This is a genomic window from Actinophytocola sp., from assembly GCF_035634895.1.
Lineage (GTDB): Bacteria > Actinomycetota > Actinomycetes > Mycobacteriales > Pseudonocardiaceae > Actinophytocola.
The window spans coordinates 1-17,719 of the sequence record NZ_DASQCC010000274.1; the positions used below are offsets into that span (position 1 = coordinate 1).

General features: G+C 70.2%; 21 protein-coding genes and 1 pseudogene. 11 read left to right on the forward strand and 11 right to left on the reverse strand.

The features are described from left to right. Nucleotides 1-173: pseudogene (locus VET29_RS42150) on the forward strand (phosphate transport system regulatory protein PhoU); the annotation flags it as partial. A gap of 3 nt (nt 174-176) precedes the next feature. On the opposite strand, the gene VET29_RS42155 reads toward VET29_RS42150, so the two are convergent. From VET29_RS42155 to VET29_RS42200, 10 genes are all read right to left on the reverse strand, one after another. Then, nucleotides 177-965: an ESX secretion-associated protein EspG gene (locus VET29_RS42155; RefSeq protein ID WP_324932545.1), complete on the reverse strand. Its 789-nt coding sequence runs from the start codon at nt 963-965 to the stop codon at nt 177-179. Continuing rightward, complete coding sequence (locus VET29_RS42160) at nt 965-2,578, reverse strand: hypothetical protein (protein ID WP_324932548.1); 1,614 nt, start codon at nt 2,576-2,578, stop codon at nt 965-967. The genes VET29_RS42155 and VET29_RS42160 overlap by 1 nt, the downstream gene beginning before the upstream one ends. An 8-nt stretch (nt 2,579-2,586) precedes the next feature. Further along, a complete protein-coding gene (locus VET29_RS42165) occupies nt 2,587-3,129 on the reverse strand; it encodes a DUF3558 family protein (RefSeq protein WP_324932551.1) in 543 nt (180 codons plus the stop codon). A gap of 13 nt (nt 3,130-3,142) precedes the next feature. Next, nucleotides 3,143-3,520: a hypothetical protein gene (locus VET29_RS42170; protein ID WP_324932554.1), complete on the reverse strand. Its 378-nt coding sequence runs from the start codon at nt 3,518-3,520 to the stop codon at nt 3,143-3,145. A 106-nt stretch (nt 3,521-3,626) separates the two neighbouring features. Beyond that, nucleotides 3,627-4,406, reverse strand: a complete 780-nt coding sequence (gene pstB, locus VET29_RS42175) for a phosphate ABC transporter ATP-binding protein PstB (RefSeq protein WP_324932557.1) — start codon at nt 4,404-4,406, stop codon at nt 3,627-3,629. 13 nt (nt 4,407-4,419) lie between these two features. Continuing rightward, nucleotides 4,420-5,502, reverse strand: a complete 1,083-nt coding sequence (pstA, locus tag VET29_RS42180) for a phosphate ABC transporter permease PstA (protein WP_324932559.1) — start codon at nt 5,500-5,502, stop codon at nt 4,420-4,422. 1 nt (nt 5,503) lies between these two features. After that, entirely contained in the window at nt 5,504-6,481 is a 978-nt protein-coding gene (gene pstC, locus VET29_RS42185) for a phosphate ABC transporter permease subunit PstC (protein WP_324932562.1), read from the reverse strand. A gap of 89 nt (nt 6,482-6,570) precedes the next feature. Further along, nucleotides 6,571-7,677, reverse strand: a complete 1,107-nt coding sequence (gene pstS / locus VET29_RS42190) for a phosphate ABC transporter substrate-binding protein PstS (RefSeq protein ID WP_324932565.1) — start codon at nt 7,675-7,677, stop codon at nt 6,571-6,573. A 164-nt stretch (nt 7,678-7,841) separates the two neighbouring features. Beyond that, nucleotides 7,842-8,702, reverse strand: a complete 861-nt coding sequence (gene mshD / locus VET29_RS42195) for a mycothiol synthase (protein WP_324932568.1) — start codon at nt 8,700-8,702, stop codon at nt 7,842-7,844. A 52-nt stretch (nt 8,703-8,754) separates the two neighbouring features. Next, entirely contained in the window at nt 8,755-9,477 is a 723-nt protein-coding gene (locus VET29_RS42200) for a response regulator transcription factor (protein WP_324932571.1), read from the reverse strand. A gap of 230 nt (nt 9,478-9,707) precedes the next feature. On the opposite strand from VET29_RS42200, the gene VET29_RS42205 reads away from it, so the two are divergent. From VET29_RS42205 to VET29_RS42230, 6 genes are all read left to right on the forward strand, one after another. Beyond that, nucleotides 9,708-10,598 carry a DUF2993 domain-containing protein gene (locus tag VET29_RS42205; protein WP_324932574.1) on the forward strand — a complete coding sequence of 297 codons (891 nt, stop codon included), beginning with the start codon at nt 9,708-9,710 and terminating at the stop codon, nt 10,596-10,598. Between the two features lie 28 nt (nt 10,599-10,626). Further along, a complete protein-coding gene (locus tag VET29_RS42210; RefSeq protein WP_324932577.1) occupies nt 10,627-11,040 on the forward strand; it encodes a thioredoxin family protein in 414 nt (137 codons plus the stop codon). A 200-nt stretch (nt 11,041-11,240) separates the two neighbouring features. After that, nucleotides 11,241-11,684, forward strand: a complete 444-nt coding sequence (locus tag VET29_RS42215) for a DUF4395 domain-containing protein (protein ID WP_324932580.1) — start codon at nt 11,241-11,243, stop codon at nt 11,682-11,684. After that, nucleotides 11,681-12,523 carry a sulfurtransferase gene (locus VET29_RS42220; protein WP_324932583.1) on the forward strand — a complete coding sequence of 281 codons (843 nt, stop codon included), beginning with the start codon at nt 11,681-11,683 and terminating at the stop codon, nt 12,521-12,523. The genes VET29_RS42215 and VET29_RS42220 overlap by 4 nt, the downstream gene beginning before the upstream one ends. A 15-nt stretch (nt 12,524-12,538) precedes the next feature. Next, a complete protein-coding gene (locus VET29_RS42225; protein WP_324932586.1) occupies nt 12,539-12,847 on the forward strand; it encodes a DUF1416 domain-containing protein in 309 nt (102 codons plus the stop codon). Nucleotides 12,848-13,020: 173 nt separating this feature from the next. Further along, a complete protein-coding gene (locus VET29_RS42230) occupies nt 13,021-13,656 on the forward strand; it encodes an FABP family protein (protein ID WP_324932589.1) in 636 nt (211 codons plus the stop codon). A gap of 4 nt (nt 13,657-13,660) precedes the next feature. Here the strand turns inward: VET29_RS42230 and VET29_RS42235 are convergent, their stop codons facing one another. After that, complete coding sequence (locus VET29_RS42235) at nt 13,661-14,503, reverse strand: aminodeoxychorismate lyase (RefSeq protein ID WP_324932591.1); 843 nt, start codon at nt 14,501-14,503, stop codon at nt 13,661-13,663. Nucleotides 14,504-14,574: 71 nt separating this feature from the next. Between VET29_RS42235 and VET29_RS42240 the strand changes: the two genes are divergently transcribed. From VET29_RS42240 to VET29_RS42255, 4 genes are read left to right on the forward strand one after another with little or no spacing between them, the layout of a single operon-like run. Then, nucleotides 14,575-14,955: a transcriptional repressor gene (locus VET29_RS42240; RefSeq protein ID WP_324932599.1), complete on the forward strand. Its 381-nt coding sequence runs from the start codon at nt 14,575-14,577 to the stop codon at nt 14,953-14,955. Nucleotides 14,956-14,987: 32 nt separating this feature from the next. Further along, complete coding sequence (locus VET29_RS42245) at nt 14,988-16,034, forward strand: folate-binding protein (protein ID WP_324932601.1); 1,047 nt, start codon at nt 14,988-14,990, stop codon at nt 16,032-16,034. A 14-nt stretch (nt 16,035-16,048) separates the two neighbouring features. Continuing rightward, complete coding sequence (locus VET29_RS42250; protein WP_324932594.1) at nt 16,049-16,885, forward strand: 3-keto-5-aminohexanoate cleavage protein; 837 nt, start codon at nt 16,049-16,051, stop codon at nt 16,883-16,885. A gap of 46 nt (nt 16,886-16,931) precedes the next feature. Further along, entirely contained in the window at nt 16,932-17,522 is a 591-nt protein-coding gene (locus VET29_RS42255) for an aerial mycelium formation protein (RefSeq protein ID WP_324932596.1), read from the forward strand. Nucleotides 17,523-17,719 lie beyond the last annotated feature (197 nt).

Consider the following 17,719-nt stretch of genomic DNA (forward strand, 5'->3'; position numbering starts at 1 on the left):
CGGTGATCATGGACAAGGACTGGGAGTTCGGCGTCGCCTCCGCGGTGGACGTGACCCTGCTGGGCCGCTTCTACGAGCGTTACGCGGACCACGCGGTCTCGGTCGCCAAGCGGGTCGTCTTCGTGGTCACCGGCCGCATGCCGGGCTACGGCGAGGACGACGACAACCTCTGAGCCTCACCACTCGTCCCGCGCCGGCACCCCGGCGCGGGGTGCGACCGACTCGATCAGCTCGCCCAGCTGCTGGGTCAGCCGGGCCTGGTCGGCGGGGCTGAACGTGGCACGGGCCTGGCCGTTCTCACCCGGCGGCCGGGCCAGTGCCAGGTAGCGGCCGGCGTCCGTGTCGATCCAGGTCAGATGGCCGGCCTGCCGTTCCCTGCCGGTTCGCCGGTCGCGGCCGGAGACGGTGAACATCCCCGTTCCGGTCCTGGGGCGGGCCAGGTAGTTCTCCGCGAGCCTCAGCTGCTGCTCGTCGCCCGTTCGGCCGGAGTGCACCGGCGCCAGGATGTCGTCCGGGTCGCGTTCTGCGGGACGCGTGATCGTCACCGACTGGCCCGGGCCCGACTCCATCGCCGGCAGCAGGCCCACGAGCGTGATCGCCAACGCCGTCGGCCGGATCAGCTCCAGCCGCAGGCTGTCGCCCTCCTTGACCGCCAGCACCCCGGTCTCGCCTGCCGCGGCGGCACGGGCGTAGATCTTCCGGGTGCTGTCCACGGTCCCCATGACGGACACGGTGATCGCGTACTCCGACAGCGTCCGCAGCGCACGGGTCAGCTCCGGGTCGATGTCCGCGCCCCACACGAGGCCCCGCCTGCTCAGGTCGACGAACACCTCGCGGGCGATCCGCTGCCGGTCCCGCTCGTACTCGCCGAAGTACGGGATCTCGAACGGGAACTGCCGGATGTTGACGTCCAGCGTCTGCGCCAGGACGTCCACCGCCGGCAGCGACAGCGTGTAACCCGCCATTACTCGCCGATCACCGGCGGCGCCGTCATCTCGTCCGTGCCGAACACCGCGTCCGGGTCGCCCTCGACGAGGTACGACGCGCGCTGGTGCTCGCCGTCCTCCTCACCCTCGCCGCGCTTGCCGTGCGGCATCATGCCGCCCGCGCCGCCACGGCCACCCGCCGCGCCTCGGCCGCCCACGGCCCCTTCCGCGGCCAGCGCGCCGCCCGGGCCCATGCCGCCGACGCCCGGGGCGCGGCCCATGCTGCCCGGGCCGCCCGCGCGGCCGCCGGGCCCGGACTCGCCGGGGCCGTAGCCGCCATAGCCACCGCCGGGACCGAACCCGCGCCCGCCACCGGGACCGAAGCCACGGCCGGCGCCGCGTTCGATGTCGCCGCCGGTGGGGCCGGGCAGCCCGCCGATGGGCAGCGGGGTGCCGAGGTTGGGGTTCTGGCCGGGGTTGTTGCCGCCGCTCGTGCCGGGCGTCGGGAACTGGCCGGGCAGCCCGCCGCCGGGCGGCACGTCACTGCTCGGCGTGGTGCCGGTCCCGTTGCCAGGGGGAAGTCCCGAACCCGGGCCGTTACCGGAGCCGTTGCCGGAACCACTGCCGGAACCGTCGCCGTTGTTCGAGCCGCCCGGGATGTCGTGGTTACCGGGGTGGTCGTCCTTGCCGCCACCGTTCCCGGAGCCGTCCGAGCCGCCCGGGTCGTCGTGCGACGTCGGCGGCGTCCTGATCTGGCTGTTCGGCGGCTGGTTCGTCTGCTGGCCGTCGTTCGAGCCGTTCGTCGAGACGTTGTTCGTGCTGACGTCGTTGGTGCTGTCGTTGATCTCCGACTTCTGGACCTTCGTCTGGCTGCCGCCACCGGTCATCTGCGGCGGCGCACCGAAGGCGGGCATCGTGCTCGCGCTGGCCAGGCTGTTGTCGTAGGTGCTGACGACGCCGGCCGCCTGCTCGTGCGCGGCCTGCTGGTTGTTGTACTGCGTCTGGTACGTGCCGAGCTTGGCCAGGTACAGCATCGGGTTGGTGGTCGACTGGAGGTCCTGGTTCGCCGCGTCGAGGTCGAAGTCCACCGGCTCGGGCATGTTGCGCTTGGCGTCGGACAGCGCCACCGCCTGGAGGTTGGTCTGCGTGCCGGCGAGCTGCGCGCTCTGCCCCGCCTCGCCCACCCAGCCGCCGACGCTCGCCATGAACGACCTGGCCGAGTTGCCGGCCTTGCCCTTCCAGTCGGCCTGGCTGTTGTCGATGGCCGACCTGACGCCCTCCTGGAAGCGGACCATCGCGTTGCCCGCGTCGATCCACTGGTCGCCGGTCGAGCCGACGCCGTCCGGGTCGACGTCCTCGGTGACCATCTGCTTGAGCCGCGGGTGGGGCGTGGACAGGTAGTTGTAGCACTGCATGATCGGGCCCTCACGGGTGTTGACGCCCTGGGCGAGCTCCCGAGCCTGCGAGTTCATGTCCTGCGTGTAGGTGTCCTGCACCCGCTGGCCGTGGTTGAACTTGTCGACCAGCCAGTCGATCATGTTGCCCCGGTCCACCTCGTCGGTGACCTGGGTCTCCGCGTTGTCGCGGGTCTCCTGACCGGTCTGCGAGGTGTCGCGGTGCCGGAAGGACCAGTTGTGGTCGCGAGGTGCCATGACGCTCCTCAGGGCAGTTTTCGTTCGACGATGGTGGCCAGTTGCGCGGCGAGCTGGCAGGCCTGCTGCTCGTCGCCGCCGGTGGCGCTGCTGTCCACCCGCGACGAGTCGCCGACGCCGATGGCGGTGCCGCAGACCCCGCCCGCGTCCACGAAGGAGACCGCCTTGTGGCTGCCGATGTCCGGCAGCTGCTGCTTGGTCGGCGCGTTCAGCTTGTCGAGGCCCTGGTTGTCCCAGAGCGCGAGCGAGACGGTGAAGCTCTCGTTCAGCGTGGCACCCTCACGACGGTAGTCGCAGGTCCTGGCGCTGCCGAGCTTCACCTCGTTGCCGCCGGTCAGCTGCATGGCGCCGAGGTCGGACTGGTCGAGGATCCCGCACGGCTCGATCGCGGCGAGGCCGTCGCCGCCGTCCGGCTCGGACGTGGTGGTCCCGGCCGACGAGGTCGAGGGGGTCGAGGAGATCCCGGTCGAGTCCGGCTCGCCGCCCGGGCTCGGGCTGCCCTGCGTCGACTCCGCGCAGCCGGCGAGCAGGGCCAGAAGCGTGACGACCATCGCCACCCCGCGGCTAGACGGCACGGAAGTTCCCCTGGATGCCGTGGTCGGTGTTCTTGTAGTTCTTCATCGCCGCCAGGACGCCCTCCTCGGCGTCGGCGAGCGACCTGCGGAACTCCTTCAGCTGGGGGATGAAGCCCTGGTCGTCCGTGGCGACCTGCTGCACGTACGGCTTCATCAGGTCCGCGCCCTTGCTGGAGCCGAGCGGCAGCTCCCGGCCGAGCGTGGCGAGGTGCATGATGTTGTCGTCGACCCACTTGGCCATCTCGCGGATGGCCGTCAGCAGCGCCTTGCCGCCGGTCTCGTTCACGGAGAAGGAGCCGTCCGCCGCCGCGTCCTTGAAGCTGACCATCGACGATGCCATGGCACCGCCGCCGCCCCCGTCAAGCATCAGCCACACCCCCGCGGTTCGCAGTCGTGAGAACCCAGCACCCCTGGGACCCTAATTGTGACGGATGCCCCAGGGGAATGGTTCCCGAACGCGAGACCCGGCCGAATCAGCCAAAACGGCCGGAGATGTAGTCCTCGGTCGCCTTCTGGTTCGGGTTGGAGAAGATCTTCTCCGTCGCGTCCATCTCGATCAGTTTGCCCGGCTGGCCGACGCCCGCGAGGTTGAAGAACGCCGTCTGGTCGCTCACCCGCGCCGCCTGCTGCATGTTGTGGGTGACGATGACGATCGTGTAGTCCTTCTTGAGCTCCCCGATCAGGTCCTCGATCGCGAGCGTGGAGATGGGGTCGAGCGCCGAGCACGGCTCGTCCATCAGCAGCACGTCCGGCTGCACGGCGATGGCCCTGGCGATGCACAGCCGCTGCTGCTGCCCACCCGAGAGCGACGAGCCGGGCCTGCCCAGCCGGTCCTTGACCTCGTTCCACAGGTTCGCGCCGCGCAGGGACTGCTCGACGACCTCCTCCGAAGCCGCCTTCGACATGCGCTTGTTGTTCAGCCGCATGCCGGCGATCACGTTCGCGGCGATCGACATCGTCGGGAACGGGTTCGGCCGCTGGAACACCATGCCGATGGAGCGGCGGACGCGTACCGGGTCGACGTCGCGGCCGTACAGGTCCTCGCCGTCCAGTGCGATCTTGCCCTCGATCCGGGCGCCCGGGATCACCTCGTGCATGCGGTTCAGCGACCGCAGCACGGTCGACTTGCCGCAGCCGGACGGCCCGATGAACGCCGTCACCGCACGCGGCTCGACCGCCATCGAGACGCCCTCGACCGCGAGGAAGTCGCTGTAGTAGATGTTGAGATCCGAAATATCCAGACGCTTGGCCATTGTTCCTTTGTCCTTACCGGCGGCCGGTCTTGGGCGCGAAGAACCGTGAGATGAGACGGGCGACGAGGTTGAGCAGCATGACGATGATGATGAGCGTCAGCGCGGCGGCCCAGGCCCGCTGGTAGTTGATGTCCGTGATGCCCTTCGGCACGAGACCCTGGCTGTACTGGCGGTACACGTACACCGGCAGTGTCATCATCCGGCCGTCGAACAGGTCGCCGTTGAGCGAGTTCGTGTAGCCGGCGGTGAGCAGCAGCGGCGCGGTCTCGCCGATCACGCGGGCGATCGAGAGTGTGACGCCGGTCACGATACCCGCCGCGGCCGTCCGCAGGACCACCTTCACGATGGTCAGCCACTTGGGCACGCCCAGCGCGAAGGCCGCCTCGCGCAGCTCGTTGGGCACGAGCTTGAGCATCTCCTCGGAGGCACGCACCACGACCGGGATCATCAGCACGGCCAGCGCCACCGAGCCGACCACGCCCATCCGCACGCCCGGCCCGGCGACCAGCGCGAACAGCGCGTAGGCGAACAGGCCGGCGACGATCGACGGGATGCCGGTCATGACGTCGACGAAGAACGTGATGGCCCGGCCGAGCCGCGACGGCCCGTACTCGACCAGGTAGACGGCGGTGAGCAGGCCGATCGGCACCGAGATGAGCGTCGCGAACGCGGTGATCTCGAGCGTGCCGATGATCGCGTGGTAGGCGCCGCCGGCGTCCATGCCGCCGTACACGCCACGCATCGTGGTGTTCAGGAAGTAGACGTCGAACCGCTTGATGCCGTTCGAGACCACCGTCCACAGCAGCGTCACCAGCGGGATCAGCGCAAGGATGAACGCCGAGTACATCAGCGCCGTGGCCAGGCGGTCCTTCGCGGCACGGGTGCCCTCGACGGCTCGCGAGACGATCACCAGCGCCACGACGAACACCACGGTGCCGAGCACCACGGCCAGCGCGACGCTGAACGAGCCGAACACGGCCAGCAGGCCGGACACCGCCAGCAGCGAGACCACGAAGATCCCGAGCGGCGAGTACCTCGGCAGCTTGCCGGCCGTCAGGCTGACCGGGATGAGCGGAGACTCCAGCGAGGTGGTCATCTCAGTTGGCCCCCGAGAACTCCGCCCGGCGGCTGACGATCCACCGCGCGAACATGTTGACGAGAAGGGTGATCACGAACAGCACCAGACCGGTGAAGATCAGGACGTTCACGCCCTTCCCCGAGGCCTCGGGGAACTTCAGGGCGATGTTCGCGGCGATGTTCTGCTGCTGGCCGGCCTTGAGGACGAAGATCGAGTACAGCAGGCCCGGCGAGAGCACCATGGCGACGGCCATGGTCTCGCCGAGTGCGCGGCCGAGGCCGAGCATGGTGGCCGAGATGATGCCGGACCGCGCGAAGGGCAGCACCGACATGCGGATCATCTCCCAGCGGGTCGCGCCGAGCGCGAGCGCCGCCTCCTCGTGGAGGGTCGGCGTCTGCAGGAAGATCTCCCGCGAGACGGCCGTGATGATCGGCAGGATCATGACCGCGAGGACGATGCCCGCCGTGAGGATCGTGCGCGGCGGGTTGGCCGCCGGGCCGGCGAAGAGCGGGATCCAGCCGAAGTAGGTGGACAGCCACTCGAAGAACGGGTGCACCTTCGGCATCAGCCAGAGCGCGCCCCACAGGCCGTAGACGACGCTGGGGATCGCCGCGAGCAAGTCGATCACGTAACCGAGGCTGGACGCGACCCGCCGCGGCGCGTAGTGCGAGATGAACAGCGCGACCCCGATGGCGATCGGCGTCGCGATGACGAGCGCGATGAGGGCGGCGAGGATGGTGCCGAACACCAGCGGGCCGACGTAGGCGAGTACGGACTTGCCCTCGAGCCAGTTGATGGACTTGGCGAGCGTGTCGGTCGGGGTCGTGATCGCCGGCCAGCCCTCGGTCACCAGGAAGATGGCGACCGCGGCGAGGACGACGAGGATCAGCACACCCGCGTACTTGGCGCTCGCGGAGAAGATTCGGTCACCGGGACGCTGTGGTGGACGCGGCGTGGCCGCAGGCTCGTGGACCTTCGGCTCGTCCGTTGTGGTCACTGTGCGTTCTCCGTCAACAGGAGGTGGATGGACCTAGGTCCGGTGGGCGGCGATGTCGCCGCCCACCGGACCTGAGCGGACCGTGCTGACTACTTGATGGCGTCGAGAGCGGACTCGACCTTGGTGCGGAGGTCGTCGGAGATCGGCGCGGAGCCGGCCTCGTCCGCGGCCGCCTTCTGGCCGTCGTCGCTCGCGATGTAGCCAACGTAGGCCTTCACGAGCTTGCCCTGCTCGGCGTCGTCGTACTTCGAGCAGACGATGATGTACGAGACGAGCAGCAGCGGGTAGGTGCCCGCGGTCGTCGTGTCGCGCTTCAGGTCCAGCGCCAGGTCGTGCTCGGACAGGCCGGAGGCCTGCGGGGACTCGGCGACGACCTTGGCGGCGCCCTCAGCGGTCGGCTCGACGAACTTGTCACCGACCTTGATCTTGGCGACGCCCAGGCTGCCGGCCTGGCTGTGGTCGGCGTAGGCGATGGTGCCCTCGCCGCCCTGGACCGCCTGCACGACACCGGAGGTGCCCTGCGCGGACTGCGTGCCCTGCCTCGGCCAGTTGCCGCTCGACGGGTACGGCCAGTCGGCCTTCGCCGTCTTGACCAGGTAGTCGGTGAAGTTCGCCGTCGTGCCCGACTCGTCCGAGCGGTTGATCGGCGTGATGGCGGCGTCGGGCAGCGTCGCGTTCGGGTTGTCCGCGGCAATGGCCGGGTCGTTCCACTTCGCGATCTTGCCGTCGAAGATCTTGGCGATCGTGGCCGGGGACAGCTGGAGGTCCTTGACGGCCTTGAGGTTGTAGACGATCGCGATCGGGCTGATGTACAGCGGCAGCTCGTAGGCCTCGCCGCCACCGCAGCGGTCCTTGGCGCCGGTGCGCTCCTCGGCCTTCATCGCGGAGTCCGAGCCGGCGAACGCGGCGCCGCCGTCGAGGAACGCCTTGCGGCCGCCGCCGGAACCGACCGGGTCGTAGGACAGGTCGACGTCCGGGTTCTGCTCGCCGAACTTCGCCATCCACACTTCCTGCGCCGACTGCTGCGAGGTGGCGCCGGATCCCGCGAGCTTGCCGGACAGGTCACTCTCGGCGGCGGGGGTGTCGTTGCTGTCGCTGCTACCGGAACTCGACGCCGGGTCGTTCCCACAGGCCGTCAGCGCGAGGGCGCCGGCAGTGACGATGGCCGCGATACGGCCGTAGCGGATGCGCTTCACTGGATCCTCTCGGGGCAACTCGATGCACTACTTGTGCACGACCCGTTGGCGTGCAGCGCGGACGCTAGGGAGCGGGGGTGGACAGTCCCGGGTATCCAGGTGAACGCAGGGTGAACAACACCAGATTGTGACCTTTGTTGCTAACCGTAACGGTAGTTGAGGTATTACCGCTGGTAGGCGACGTTGGTGTACGCAAGGGTGAACCCTAATCGGGTGTAGACAGCGACGGCCGGTTTGTTGTCCGACTCGACGTAGAGGATGGTCTCCCGCACCCCGCGCGCCCGCAGGTGGTGCAGCCCGGCAAGGGTCAGCGCGCGGCCAAGGCCGCCGCCCTGGGCGTCGGGGTCCACGCCGACGACGTACACCTCGCCCGTGCCGTCGCCGTGCACCTTGGTCCAGTGGAAGCCGACGACCTGGTCGTCGCCGTCCGTGGCCAGGAAGAACCCGTGCGGGTCGAACCAGGGCTCCCGCTCGGTGGCCTCGACGTCGGCCACCGTCAGCAGTCCCTGCTCGGGGTGCCAGTCGAACGCACGCTTGTTGACCGCGACCATCGCGGCCTCGTCCCGGCCCGGGACGAACGTGCGGACACCGATGCCGTCCCGCCACCGCGGCTCGGGCAGCTCGACGTCGTTGTCCAGGCGCATGAGGAGCAGCTCGCGAACGCGGGCCAGGTTCCTGTGTTCGGCGATCCGCGCGGCGGCGGGGTGGTCGCGGTGGGACCACAGGCGCAGCGGGCTGTCGATGGTGAGTACCTCGTCGACCAGCACCGTGCCGACGCCGTTGCCCCGGTGGTCGGGGTGGACGAGCAGCTCGACGATCTGGTTGCCGAACGCGTCGCCCGCGGTGTCGACGTGCGCGTACCCGACGAGGGTCGACCCGTCGTGGGCGAGCAGGTGCCGGCCGCCGCGGAACTCCCTCGGCAGCGGTTCGCCGGCGACGACCTCGGGGGTGCCGTCGGCGTCCCGTGCGGCGAGCAGCAGCGAGCGGACGGCCTCGTCGGGCTCGTCTCGCCAGGTGATCTCCACGAACCCGACGGTACCGCGCGCGGCGGACCCCGCAGAGTGAACGTGGTCGCGGCTACAGCTGGGCGTCCGCCGTCTCGTCGACGCTCTCCTCGGACAGCGACGACTTCGGCGGCTGGACGAACTTGTAGCCCACGTTGCGCACGGTGCCGATCATCTGCTCGTGCTCGTTGCCGAGCTTGGCGCGCAGGCGCCGGACGTGCACGTCCACGGTGCGGGTGCCCCCGAAGAAGTCGTAGCCCCACACCTCCTGGAGCAGCTGTGCGCGGGTGAACACCCGGCCGGCGTGCTGCGCCAGGTACTTCAGCAGCTCGAACTCCTTGTAGGTGAGGTCGAGCGGACGGCCACGCAGCCGCGCCATGTAGGTCGCCTCGTCGATGACCAGCTCGCCGAGTCGCAGGGCGCCGTCGGCACCCGGGGCGCCGGCGGGGCCACGCGAGGTCAGCAGCCGCAGCCGGGCGTCCACCTCGGCCGGGCCGGCGGTGGGCAGGAGGATGTCGTCGACCCGCCATTCCGAGTTGACGGCGACCAGGCCGCCCTCATTGACGATGGCGATGACCGGCGCGCTGTCGCCGCCGGACGTGAGCAGGCGGCACAGGCTCTTGGCGGCCGCGAGGTCGGTCCGCGCGTCGACGAGAACCACGTCCCTGGATCCGGCTTCGAGCAAAGCCGTGACCTCGGGCGCCTGGGTGCGCACGTGGTGGGGCAACAACATGAGTGATGGCACGACAGAGCCCGGCGTTGGGTCCGCGGTGAGCAGCAGCAGGTCGAGGCTCATGGGGGCCCGCCTCTCTGGATACGCTCCGTGGCTTTTCGCGAGAATAACCGGTGTGGCCAGGATATGTCCTGGTCGTGACGCATGAGTCACACGACTGCACCAACGAGAGAGTGAACTTTGGACACTCATGTGACTCCTGTGACCCACAGAAACACGAACGTAACGTGACGACGACCGCACACGCACCCCGGTAGGGTCGGTCCTCCCAACGCCCAGGATCATTGGTTGCCATGACGACGACAGAGACGCCACCCCGGCCCGCGCCAGGAAAACGCCGGACCAAGAGGGTGCGCAGGCTCGTCATCGCCCTGGTCGTCCTCGTGGGGCTGCTGGTCGTCGCGGACTTTGGCGCGGCCGCGATCTTCGAGTACCAGGTGTCCAAGCGGGCCCGCGACCAGTTCGACCTCTCCGACGACCCCGCGGTGAAGGTCGGCGGCTTCTCGTTCCTCGCCCAGGCCATCTCCGGCGAGTACGGGCACGTCACGATCGACGCCAAGGGCGTGCCGGTCGAGGACACCCTGCGCGACCTCGAGGTGCACATCGAGCTGCGGGACGTGCAGGCCCCGCTCGGCGACCTCGTGTCTGGCTCGCTGCAGGAGGTCAAGGTCCGCGAGGTCGAGGGCCAGGTCAAGGTCAAGGCCTCGGACGTCAACCGCGCCATCGCGAGCAACAGGAACAACCTGATCCGGTCCATCACGAACGTGAAGATCGACCCGATCAGCGAGCAGGACGCGATCACCGACCCCGACTCCCGCACCGACGCCGAGCAGGAGGCCGCCGAACGCGCGGCCGAGGCGGAGATCGAGGACACCACCGCCGGCGCCCGGGTCTGCGCGACGGCCAACATCGGCGGCGACGAGACGGAGATGTGCGCGTACGGCATCATCTCGCTGGTCGAGGGCGCGAAGATGACGTTCACGCCGAACCGGATCGAGCTGAGCAACTCGGTGCTCGGCGGCGGCCAGCTCTCGCCGGAGGCCGACGCCCTGCTCAAGCAGATCCTGAACTTCACCCTCGACCCGGGCAAGCTGCCGTTCACCGTCACACCCACCGCCGTGACCGTCGAGCCGGGCGTACTGTCGGTCAAGGGCACCGCGAACGACGTGGTGCTCGGCAAGTAGGCGTGGTGCTCGGCAAGCGGGAGCGATCATGGTCGGGGCCCTTGTCCTGGTTGGCACGCTCGTACTCGCCACCGTGGCCGGCCTGGTCATGAAGACTCGGAACGGGCGGGTGCGCGAGGCGCCGGCGAGCGGGCTGCCCGCGGACGTCCAGGCGCTCGTCGAGCCGACCGGGGTCACGCTGGTCCAGCTGTCGACCACGTTCTGCGCGCCCTGCCGGCAGACCCGGGTCCTGCTGTCCGATCTCGCGGCCCGCACCGACGGGCTGCACCACACCGAGTTGGACCTCACCGACCGGACCGACCTCGCCCGCGAGCTGTCCGTGCTGCGCACCCCGACCACGCTCGCGGTCGACGGTCGCGGCACCGAGCTGCTGCGGATCGGTGGCGTGCCGAGACGGGCCGAGCTGCTCGAGGCACTCCGCCCCCACCTGTCGTCCCAGTAGGTGGGCAGCCGGCCCACCAGCAGGGAAGCGGCGGTACTGTGCTAGGCGTGTACGCATTGCTGACCAGGCGCCGCGCGGTGGACTACTGCCGCGTGGACTCCAGCCTGTGTCTGGCATCTGACTGACCGGGCGGCCTGTCGCTGTCGGCTACCCGTGCTGGTTTCCCCATCTCATCCAGCTCGCGCAGTCAGGAGGCGTCCATGTCCGCTGGTCCGGGCCAGGTTGATCCCCGGGGCCCACGCTTCGCCGCATGGGTCACCACCGTCGTCCTCGCGGTCGTGCTGGTCACCGGTTGGTGGCCGCTGCTCGCCGCCCAGGCCGTGGTGTTCGCCATCGGCGCGTTCGCCGGCTTCGGTGTCGCGCCGTACTCGGTCCTGTACCGCGGGCTCGTCGCGCCCCGGCTCGGGCCGACCGACGAGCGGGAGGACACCGCCCCGCTGCGGTTCGCCCAGGGCATCGGGTTCGCGTTCGCCGTCCTCGGCGTGCTCGGCTACGCGACCGGCCTGACCGCGCTCGGCATCGTCGCGACCGCGTTCGCGCTGGCCGCGGCGTTCCTCAACGCGGCGTTCGCGTTCTGCCTCGGCTGCGAGACCTATCTCTTGATACGCCGATTCACCCCAACGAAGGAGAAAGCGCTCCAATGAGCCGCGAAGACGTGCTGGTCACCGCCGAATGGGCCGAACAGAACCTGGAGAGCCAGGGGGTGGTGTTCGTCGAGGTCGACGAGGACACCTCGGCCTACGACGGCGGACACATCCCCGGCGCGGTGAGGATCGACTGGAAGACCGAGCTGCAGGACCCGGTGCGCCGCGACTTCGTGGACCGCGCCGGCTTCGAGAAGCTGCTGTCCGCCAAGGGCATCGCCAACTCCGACAAGGTGGTTCTCTACGGCGGCAACAACAACTGGTTCGCCGCGTACGCGTACTGGTACTTCCGGCTGTACGGCCACCAGGACGTGCAGCTGCTCGACGGCGGCCGCAAGAAGTGGGAGCTCGACGGCCGCCCGCTGTCCAAGGACGCCGTCACCCGCGACGAGACCAGCTACTCGGCACAGGAGCAGGACGCGGCGATCCGCGCCTTCCGCGACGAGGTCGTCGACGCCATCAACGCGAAGAACCTGGTCGACGTGCGGTCCCCGGACGAGTTCTCCGGCAAGCTGCTCGCGCCCGCCCACCTGCCCCAGGAGCAGGCGCAGCGTGCCGGGCACATCCCGTCGGCCATCAACGTGCCGTGGAGCAAGGCGGCGAACGAGGACGGGACGTTCAAGTCCTCCGACGAGCTGCGTGAGCTGTACAAGGAGGCCGGGATCGACGAGTCCAAGGCCACCATCGCGTACTGCCGGATCGGTGAGCGGTCGTCGCACACCTGGTTCGCCCTGCACGAGCTCCTGGGTTACCCGGACGTCAAGAACTACGACGGCTCGTGGACGGAGTACGGCTCGCTGGTCGGCGTGCCGGTCGAAATCGGCCCTGGCGCCAAGTAGCTGAAGGAGTACGAGATGACGGACGGTTGCGGCGCGCCGGAGCAGACGGCGGATCTGGCCGCCGGCGTCGACCTCACGAAGGAGATCGTGCTGGGCGGACAGGTCACCGCGGACGGCGCGCCGGTGGGTGGCGCGTTCGTGCGGTTGCTCGACGCGAGCGGCGAGTTCACGGCCGAGGTCGTGTCGTCGGCCGAGGGCAACTTCCGCTTCTTCGCCGCGCCGGGCCAGTGGACGGTGCGTGCGCTGCACCGCTCGGGCAACGGCGAGGCGAAGGTGACGGCGGACGGCCCGGGCCTGCACCCGGTGGCCGTGTCCGTCGGCTGAGGTATTCCACCGGACGGCTTTTCACCGGACGCGGGGCGGCTTGAGTCTGGCCGCCCCGCGTTGCCATATCCTCCTCGGGTGGAACTGTTCGTCACCCCGCCGCTGACCGCCGCCACCCTGGCCGGCATCGTGTCCCCGGGTCTCCCGGCCGTCCGGATGGCGGGGCGCCGCTCATGAGTGCTCCCGAGCCTCCCGTCCCCGGCAGCGGCGACGCGGCACTGCGCGCGGCGGCGGAACGGGCGAACAGCACCCGCGAGCGCAACCTGCCGCAGTGGGAGGACCTCCCGGTCCCGAACGACACGGCGAACCTGCGTGAGGGTGCCGCACTGCACGACGCGCTGCTGCCCCTGCTGCCGCTGATCGGCGTGTGGCGCGGCGAGGGCGAGGTCGTGTACCCGACGATCGAGTCGCAGCACTTCGGGCAGCAGGTGATCTTCGCGCACGACGGGCGCCCGTTCGTGTACTACGAGAGCCGCGCGTGGCTGCTGGACGCGGACGGGAAGGTCATCCGTCCGGCGGCCCGCGAGGTGGGCTGGTGGCGACCCCAGCCGGACGACACGATCGAGCTGCTGCTGGCCCACGCGACGGGCGTGATCGAGATCTTCTACGGCGAGAACCGCACGCAGACGTCCTGGGAGCTGGCGACGGACGTGACGATGCGCACGGCGTCGGCCAAGGAGGTCAACGGCGCGAAGCGCCTGTACGGCCTGGTCAACCAGGGTGACCTCGCGTATGTGGAGGAGCGGGCCATGGTGGACCAGCCCCTCCAGCCGCACACGTCCGCGTACCTGCGCAGGGTCGCCGGGTAGCGGGTCAGTACTCGGACTCGTACAGGGCCGACAGCTCCTTGTGCAGGGTGCCGGCGTCCGGGAGCTGCACGCCGTCCAGGGTGTGGACCCGGGTCAGCTTCCGGACGCTCGACGCCATGAACAGCGCGTCGGCCTCGCGGAGCTGTGCCTCCGTCACCGGTTCGACCTTGGTCGACCAGCCGGCCTGCTCGGCCGCGCGGAACAGGGCGCCCTGGGTCGTGCCCTTGAGGATGCCGCTCGACGGCGGGGTCGTCCGCAACGTCCGGCCCGACACCAGGACCACCGACGACGTCGGGCCCTCCAGCACCGAACCGTCCGCCGCGATGAACACGACCTCGGACGCGCCCACCGACTCCGCGTGCCGCAGCGCGGCCATGTTCACCGCGTACGACAGGGACTTCGCGCCCAGCAGCAGCCACGGGGCCGCCGGCACGATCGCCGGGTCGTAGCCGCGGGCCAGGGTCACCACCGCCACCCCGGTCTCGCGGGCCAGCAGGACCTTCTCCCCGATCGGCAGCCCCATCGCGTAGCCGGTCGGGGTGCCGTCGCCGAACTCGGGGCCCCGCGTGTACACCAGCTTGAGGGCCATCTCCTCGCCCCCCTGCCAGTTGTCCAGCACGAGCTGGACGCAGCGTTCCCACGCCGCGCGGTCGGGCGGCGGCAGCTCCAGCATCGCGGCCGAGTGGTCGAGGCGGTCGAGGTGTGGCCCCAGCTCGCGGGGCTTCCCGTCCACCACCAGGATCGTCTCGAAGACGCCGTCGCCGCGGGTGACGCCCAGATCGTCCACCCGGATCAGCGGTGTCGTCGGATCGGCAAGGGTTCCGTCCAGCATCGCCAGCACGCGCATGACAAGAGCCTACGATTCAAGGTGTGGCAACCAACATCCAGGAGCTGAAATCCACGCTGCACGAGCGTGGGATGCGGATGACGCCCCAGCGTCAGCTCGTGCTCGACGCGCTGCTCGTGCTCGAGCACGCGACCCCCGAGCAGGTCTGCCACCACGTCCAGCGCTCGACCCCCAGCGTCAACATCACGACCATCTACCGCACGCTCGAGCTCCTCGAGGACCTCGGCATCGTGCGGCACACCCACCTCGGCCACGGCGCGCCCAGCTACTCGGTGCACGAGCACCAGCACGTCCACCTCGTCTGCCATCGCTGCGACACCGTCATCGAGGCGCCCCGCGAGCTGATGGACGACCTGCGCGGAACACTGCGCGCCCGCTTCGGGTTCTCACTCGATGCGAGCCATCTCGCGCTGTCCGGACTGTGTGCGAAGTGCCAGAAGGAGATCCAGTGATCCCGACCCCCGAAGGCTCGCCGGACGCTGGGATGCCGTGGCACTACGGCGACCCCTTCGCCGAGCAGCGGGCCGCGGCACGCAAGGTCGCGGTGGTGGATCGCGGCAACCGCGAGGTCATCGCGGTGACCGGGCCGGAGCGCCTGTCGTGGCTGCACCTGGTCATCTCCCAGCACATGACCGACCTGGCCGACGGCGCCGCCACCGAGGCCCTGGTACTCGACAGCCAGGGGCGTGTCGACACGCACATGGAGGTCGCGCATCTCGACGAGACCGTCTGGCTCGACGCCGACCCCGGCGCGCACGCGACCGGCGTCCGGGGCGGCACCCAGCCGCTCCTCGAGTACCTCCAGTCGATGGTCTTCTGGTCGAAGGTGGAGCTGCGGGACGCGACGGCCGAGCGGGCCGTGCTGACCCTGCTCGGTCCGCGGACCGACGAGGTGCTCACGAAGCTCGGCCTGCCGGTTCCCGGCCCGCACGGGGTGGCCGGTGACCAGCAGGTGATCGTCCGGCGCGGGGCACTGGGCGTCGACCTGCTCGTGCCCCGCGACGCCGGCTGGTGGGAACGGCTGACCGAGGCCGGCGCCCGGCCCATGGGCAGCTGGGGCTACGAGGCGTTCCGCGTCGAGGCGGCCCGGCCGCGCATGGCCGTCGACACCGACGACCGCACGATCCCGCACGAGGTCGGTTGGGTGCACGTCGCCGCGCACGTCGCCAAGGGCTGCTACCGCGGCCAGGAGACCGTGTCGAAGGTGCACAACGTCGGCCGGCCGCCGCGCCGGATGCTGCTGCTGCACCTGGACGGCTCGACCGAGGTACTCCCGGAGACCGGCGACCCCGTCGTGGTCGGCCGGGACGGGGAGGCCGGCGGGCGGACGGTCGGACGGGTCGGCTCGGTCGTCCGGCATCACGAGCTGGGCTCGGTCGCGCTGGCGCTGGTGAAGTACTCGGTGCCGCTGGACGCCGAGCTGCTGGTCGGCGCCGAGGACCGGGTGGTGCAGGCCGCCATCGACCCGGACGCGGTCCCCGAGGCCACGCCGGGACTCGGCCGCGAGGCCGCACGGAAGCTGCGCGGCTGATTAACATCCACGCCATGGCAGGCACCCAGGCAACACTGATCACCGTCGCGCCCACCGGCGCGGAGCTCGCCAAGGCCGACGTCCCCAACCTTCCCGTCACGCTCGACGAGCTGGTGGCGACCGCCCGGGACTGCGAGCGGGTCGGCGCGGCCATGATCCACGTGCACATCCGGGACGCGGACGCGAAGCCGACGCTCGACCTCGGCCGCCTGAAGGAGACCGTCGCGGCACTGCGGGCGGAGACGTCGCTGGTGGTGCAGCTGTCCACCGGCGGCGCGGTGACCGACCCGGAGGAGGACCGCCTGCGCGTGCTGGAGGCGATGCCGGACTCGGCGAGCTGCACGATGGGCACGGTCAACTTCGGCGACGACGTGTTCATGAACCGCTGGGAGTTCGTGGTCGAGCTGCACAGGCGGATGCGGGAGCGGAACATCGTGCCGGAGTACGAGATCTTCGACCTCGGCCACCTCGCCGCGCTGCACCGGCTGCTCAACGAGCACGGCCTGCCGGCCGGCGGCCACGTGCACGTCGACCTGGTCATGGGCGTCCCGGGCGGCATGCCGGGCGACGTGGCGACGCTGGTGGCGGCGCTGCGGCTGATGCCCGCCGGGGCCACCTTCTCCGCCACCGGGGTCGGCCGCACCTCGCTGCCGGTGCTGCTGGCGTCGCTCTCGGCAGGCGGCCACCTGCGGGTCGGCATGGAGGACACGGTGTCCTACGCACGCGGCGAGCGGGTGCGGGACAACGCGCAGCTGGTCGCCAGGGCAACGGGTCTGGCCAAAATCGCTCAGCGCCCGCCGATGTCACCGGCGGACGTACGTACCCTGTTGAACGTCGCGCAAAGCAACTGACGCTTCGTGGTTGGCGACGGGGCCATCGGTACCGGAGGATAAGCCTGTGATCGAAGTCCGTCCTGGGGGACGAAGGCGAATCGACCGCGTGCTCGCGCCGGACTATCTGCGAGACCTGAGCCAGCTCGACCTGGCAGAGGTCCGCGGCCGCCGCGACGACGCCGCGCAGGAGGAGACCGACCTCTCCTACCTGCGCAGGCTGCTGCACGGTCGGATCGACATCGTGAAGGCCGAGCAGAAGCGGCGGCGGGAGGGCGGGTCCAGCTCCGTCGTGGAGCGGCTCGCGGAGATCCTGGCGGACAACGTCGGGGGCAGGACGCCGTCGGGGTCCGGGCGGCACCAGTCCCTGGAGCCGTCCCGCGCGGAGGCGCACCGCCGGCACGTGGAGGCCCTGGTCTCCGACGCGGACCTGTCGGACGTGTCGTCCCTGCCGGACGAGCGGCTCGACCTGGCCCTGCGGACCTACGCGGCGGAGGAGGAGTCGGTCTCCAAGCGGCGCCGCGAGGTCCAGAAGGTCGTGGACGCCCTGAACGACGAGATCGGCGCCCGCTACAAGGCCGGCAGCGCCTCCGTGGACACCCTCCTGGCCGCCGAACGCGGCGATGACGGCGGTGACGGACGCCCGGCGTCGAACTAATCGTGGGCTGGTCGTGGGCGGGCGGGCTGGTCGTGGGCTAGTGTCCCGCGCCGGAAATCAGGCAACTAATTCGGCGGCCCAGCTTCCCGCTGGCGGCGTTGCCGGTTCGCCCAAGTACGACCCAGTACGAGGGCGAACCGGCGTCTTGCCAGCAGAAACCTGGATCCACCGACTTGATCACCGCATTTCCGGCGCGG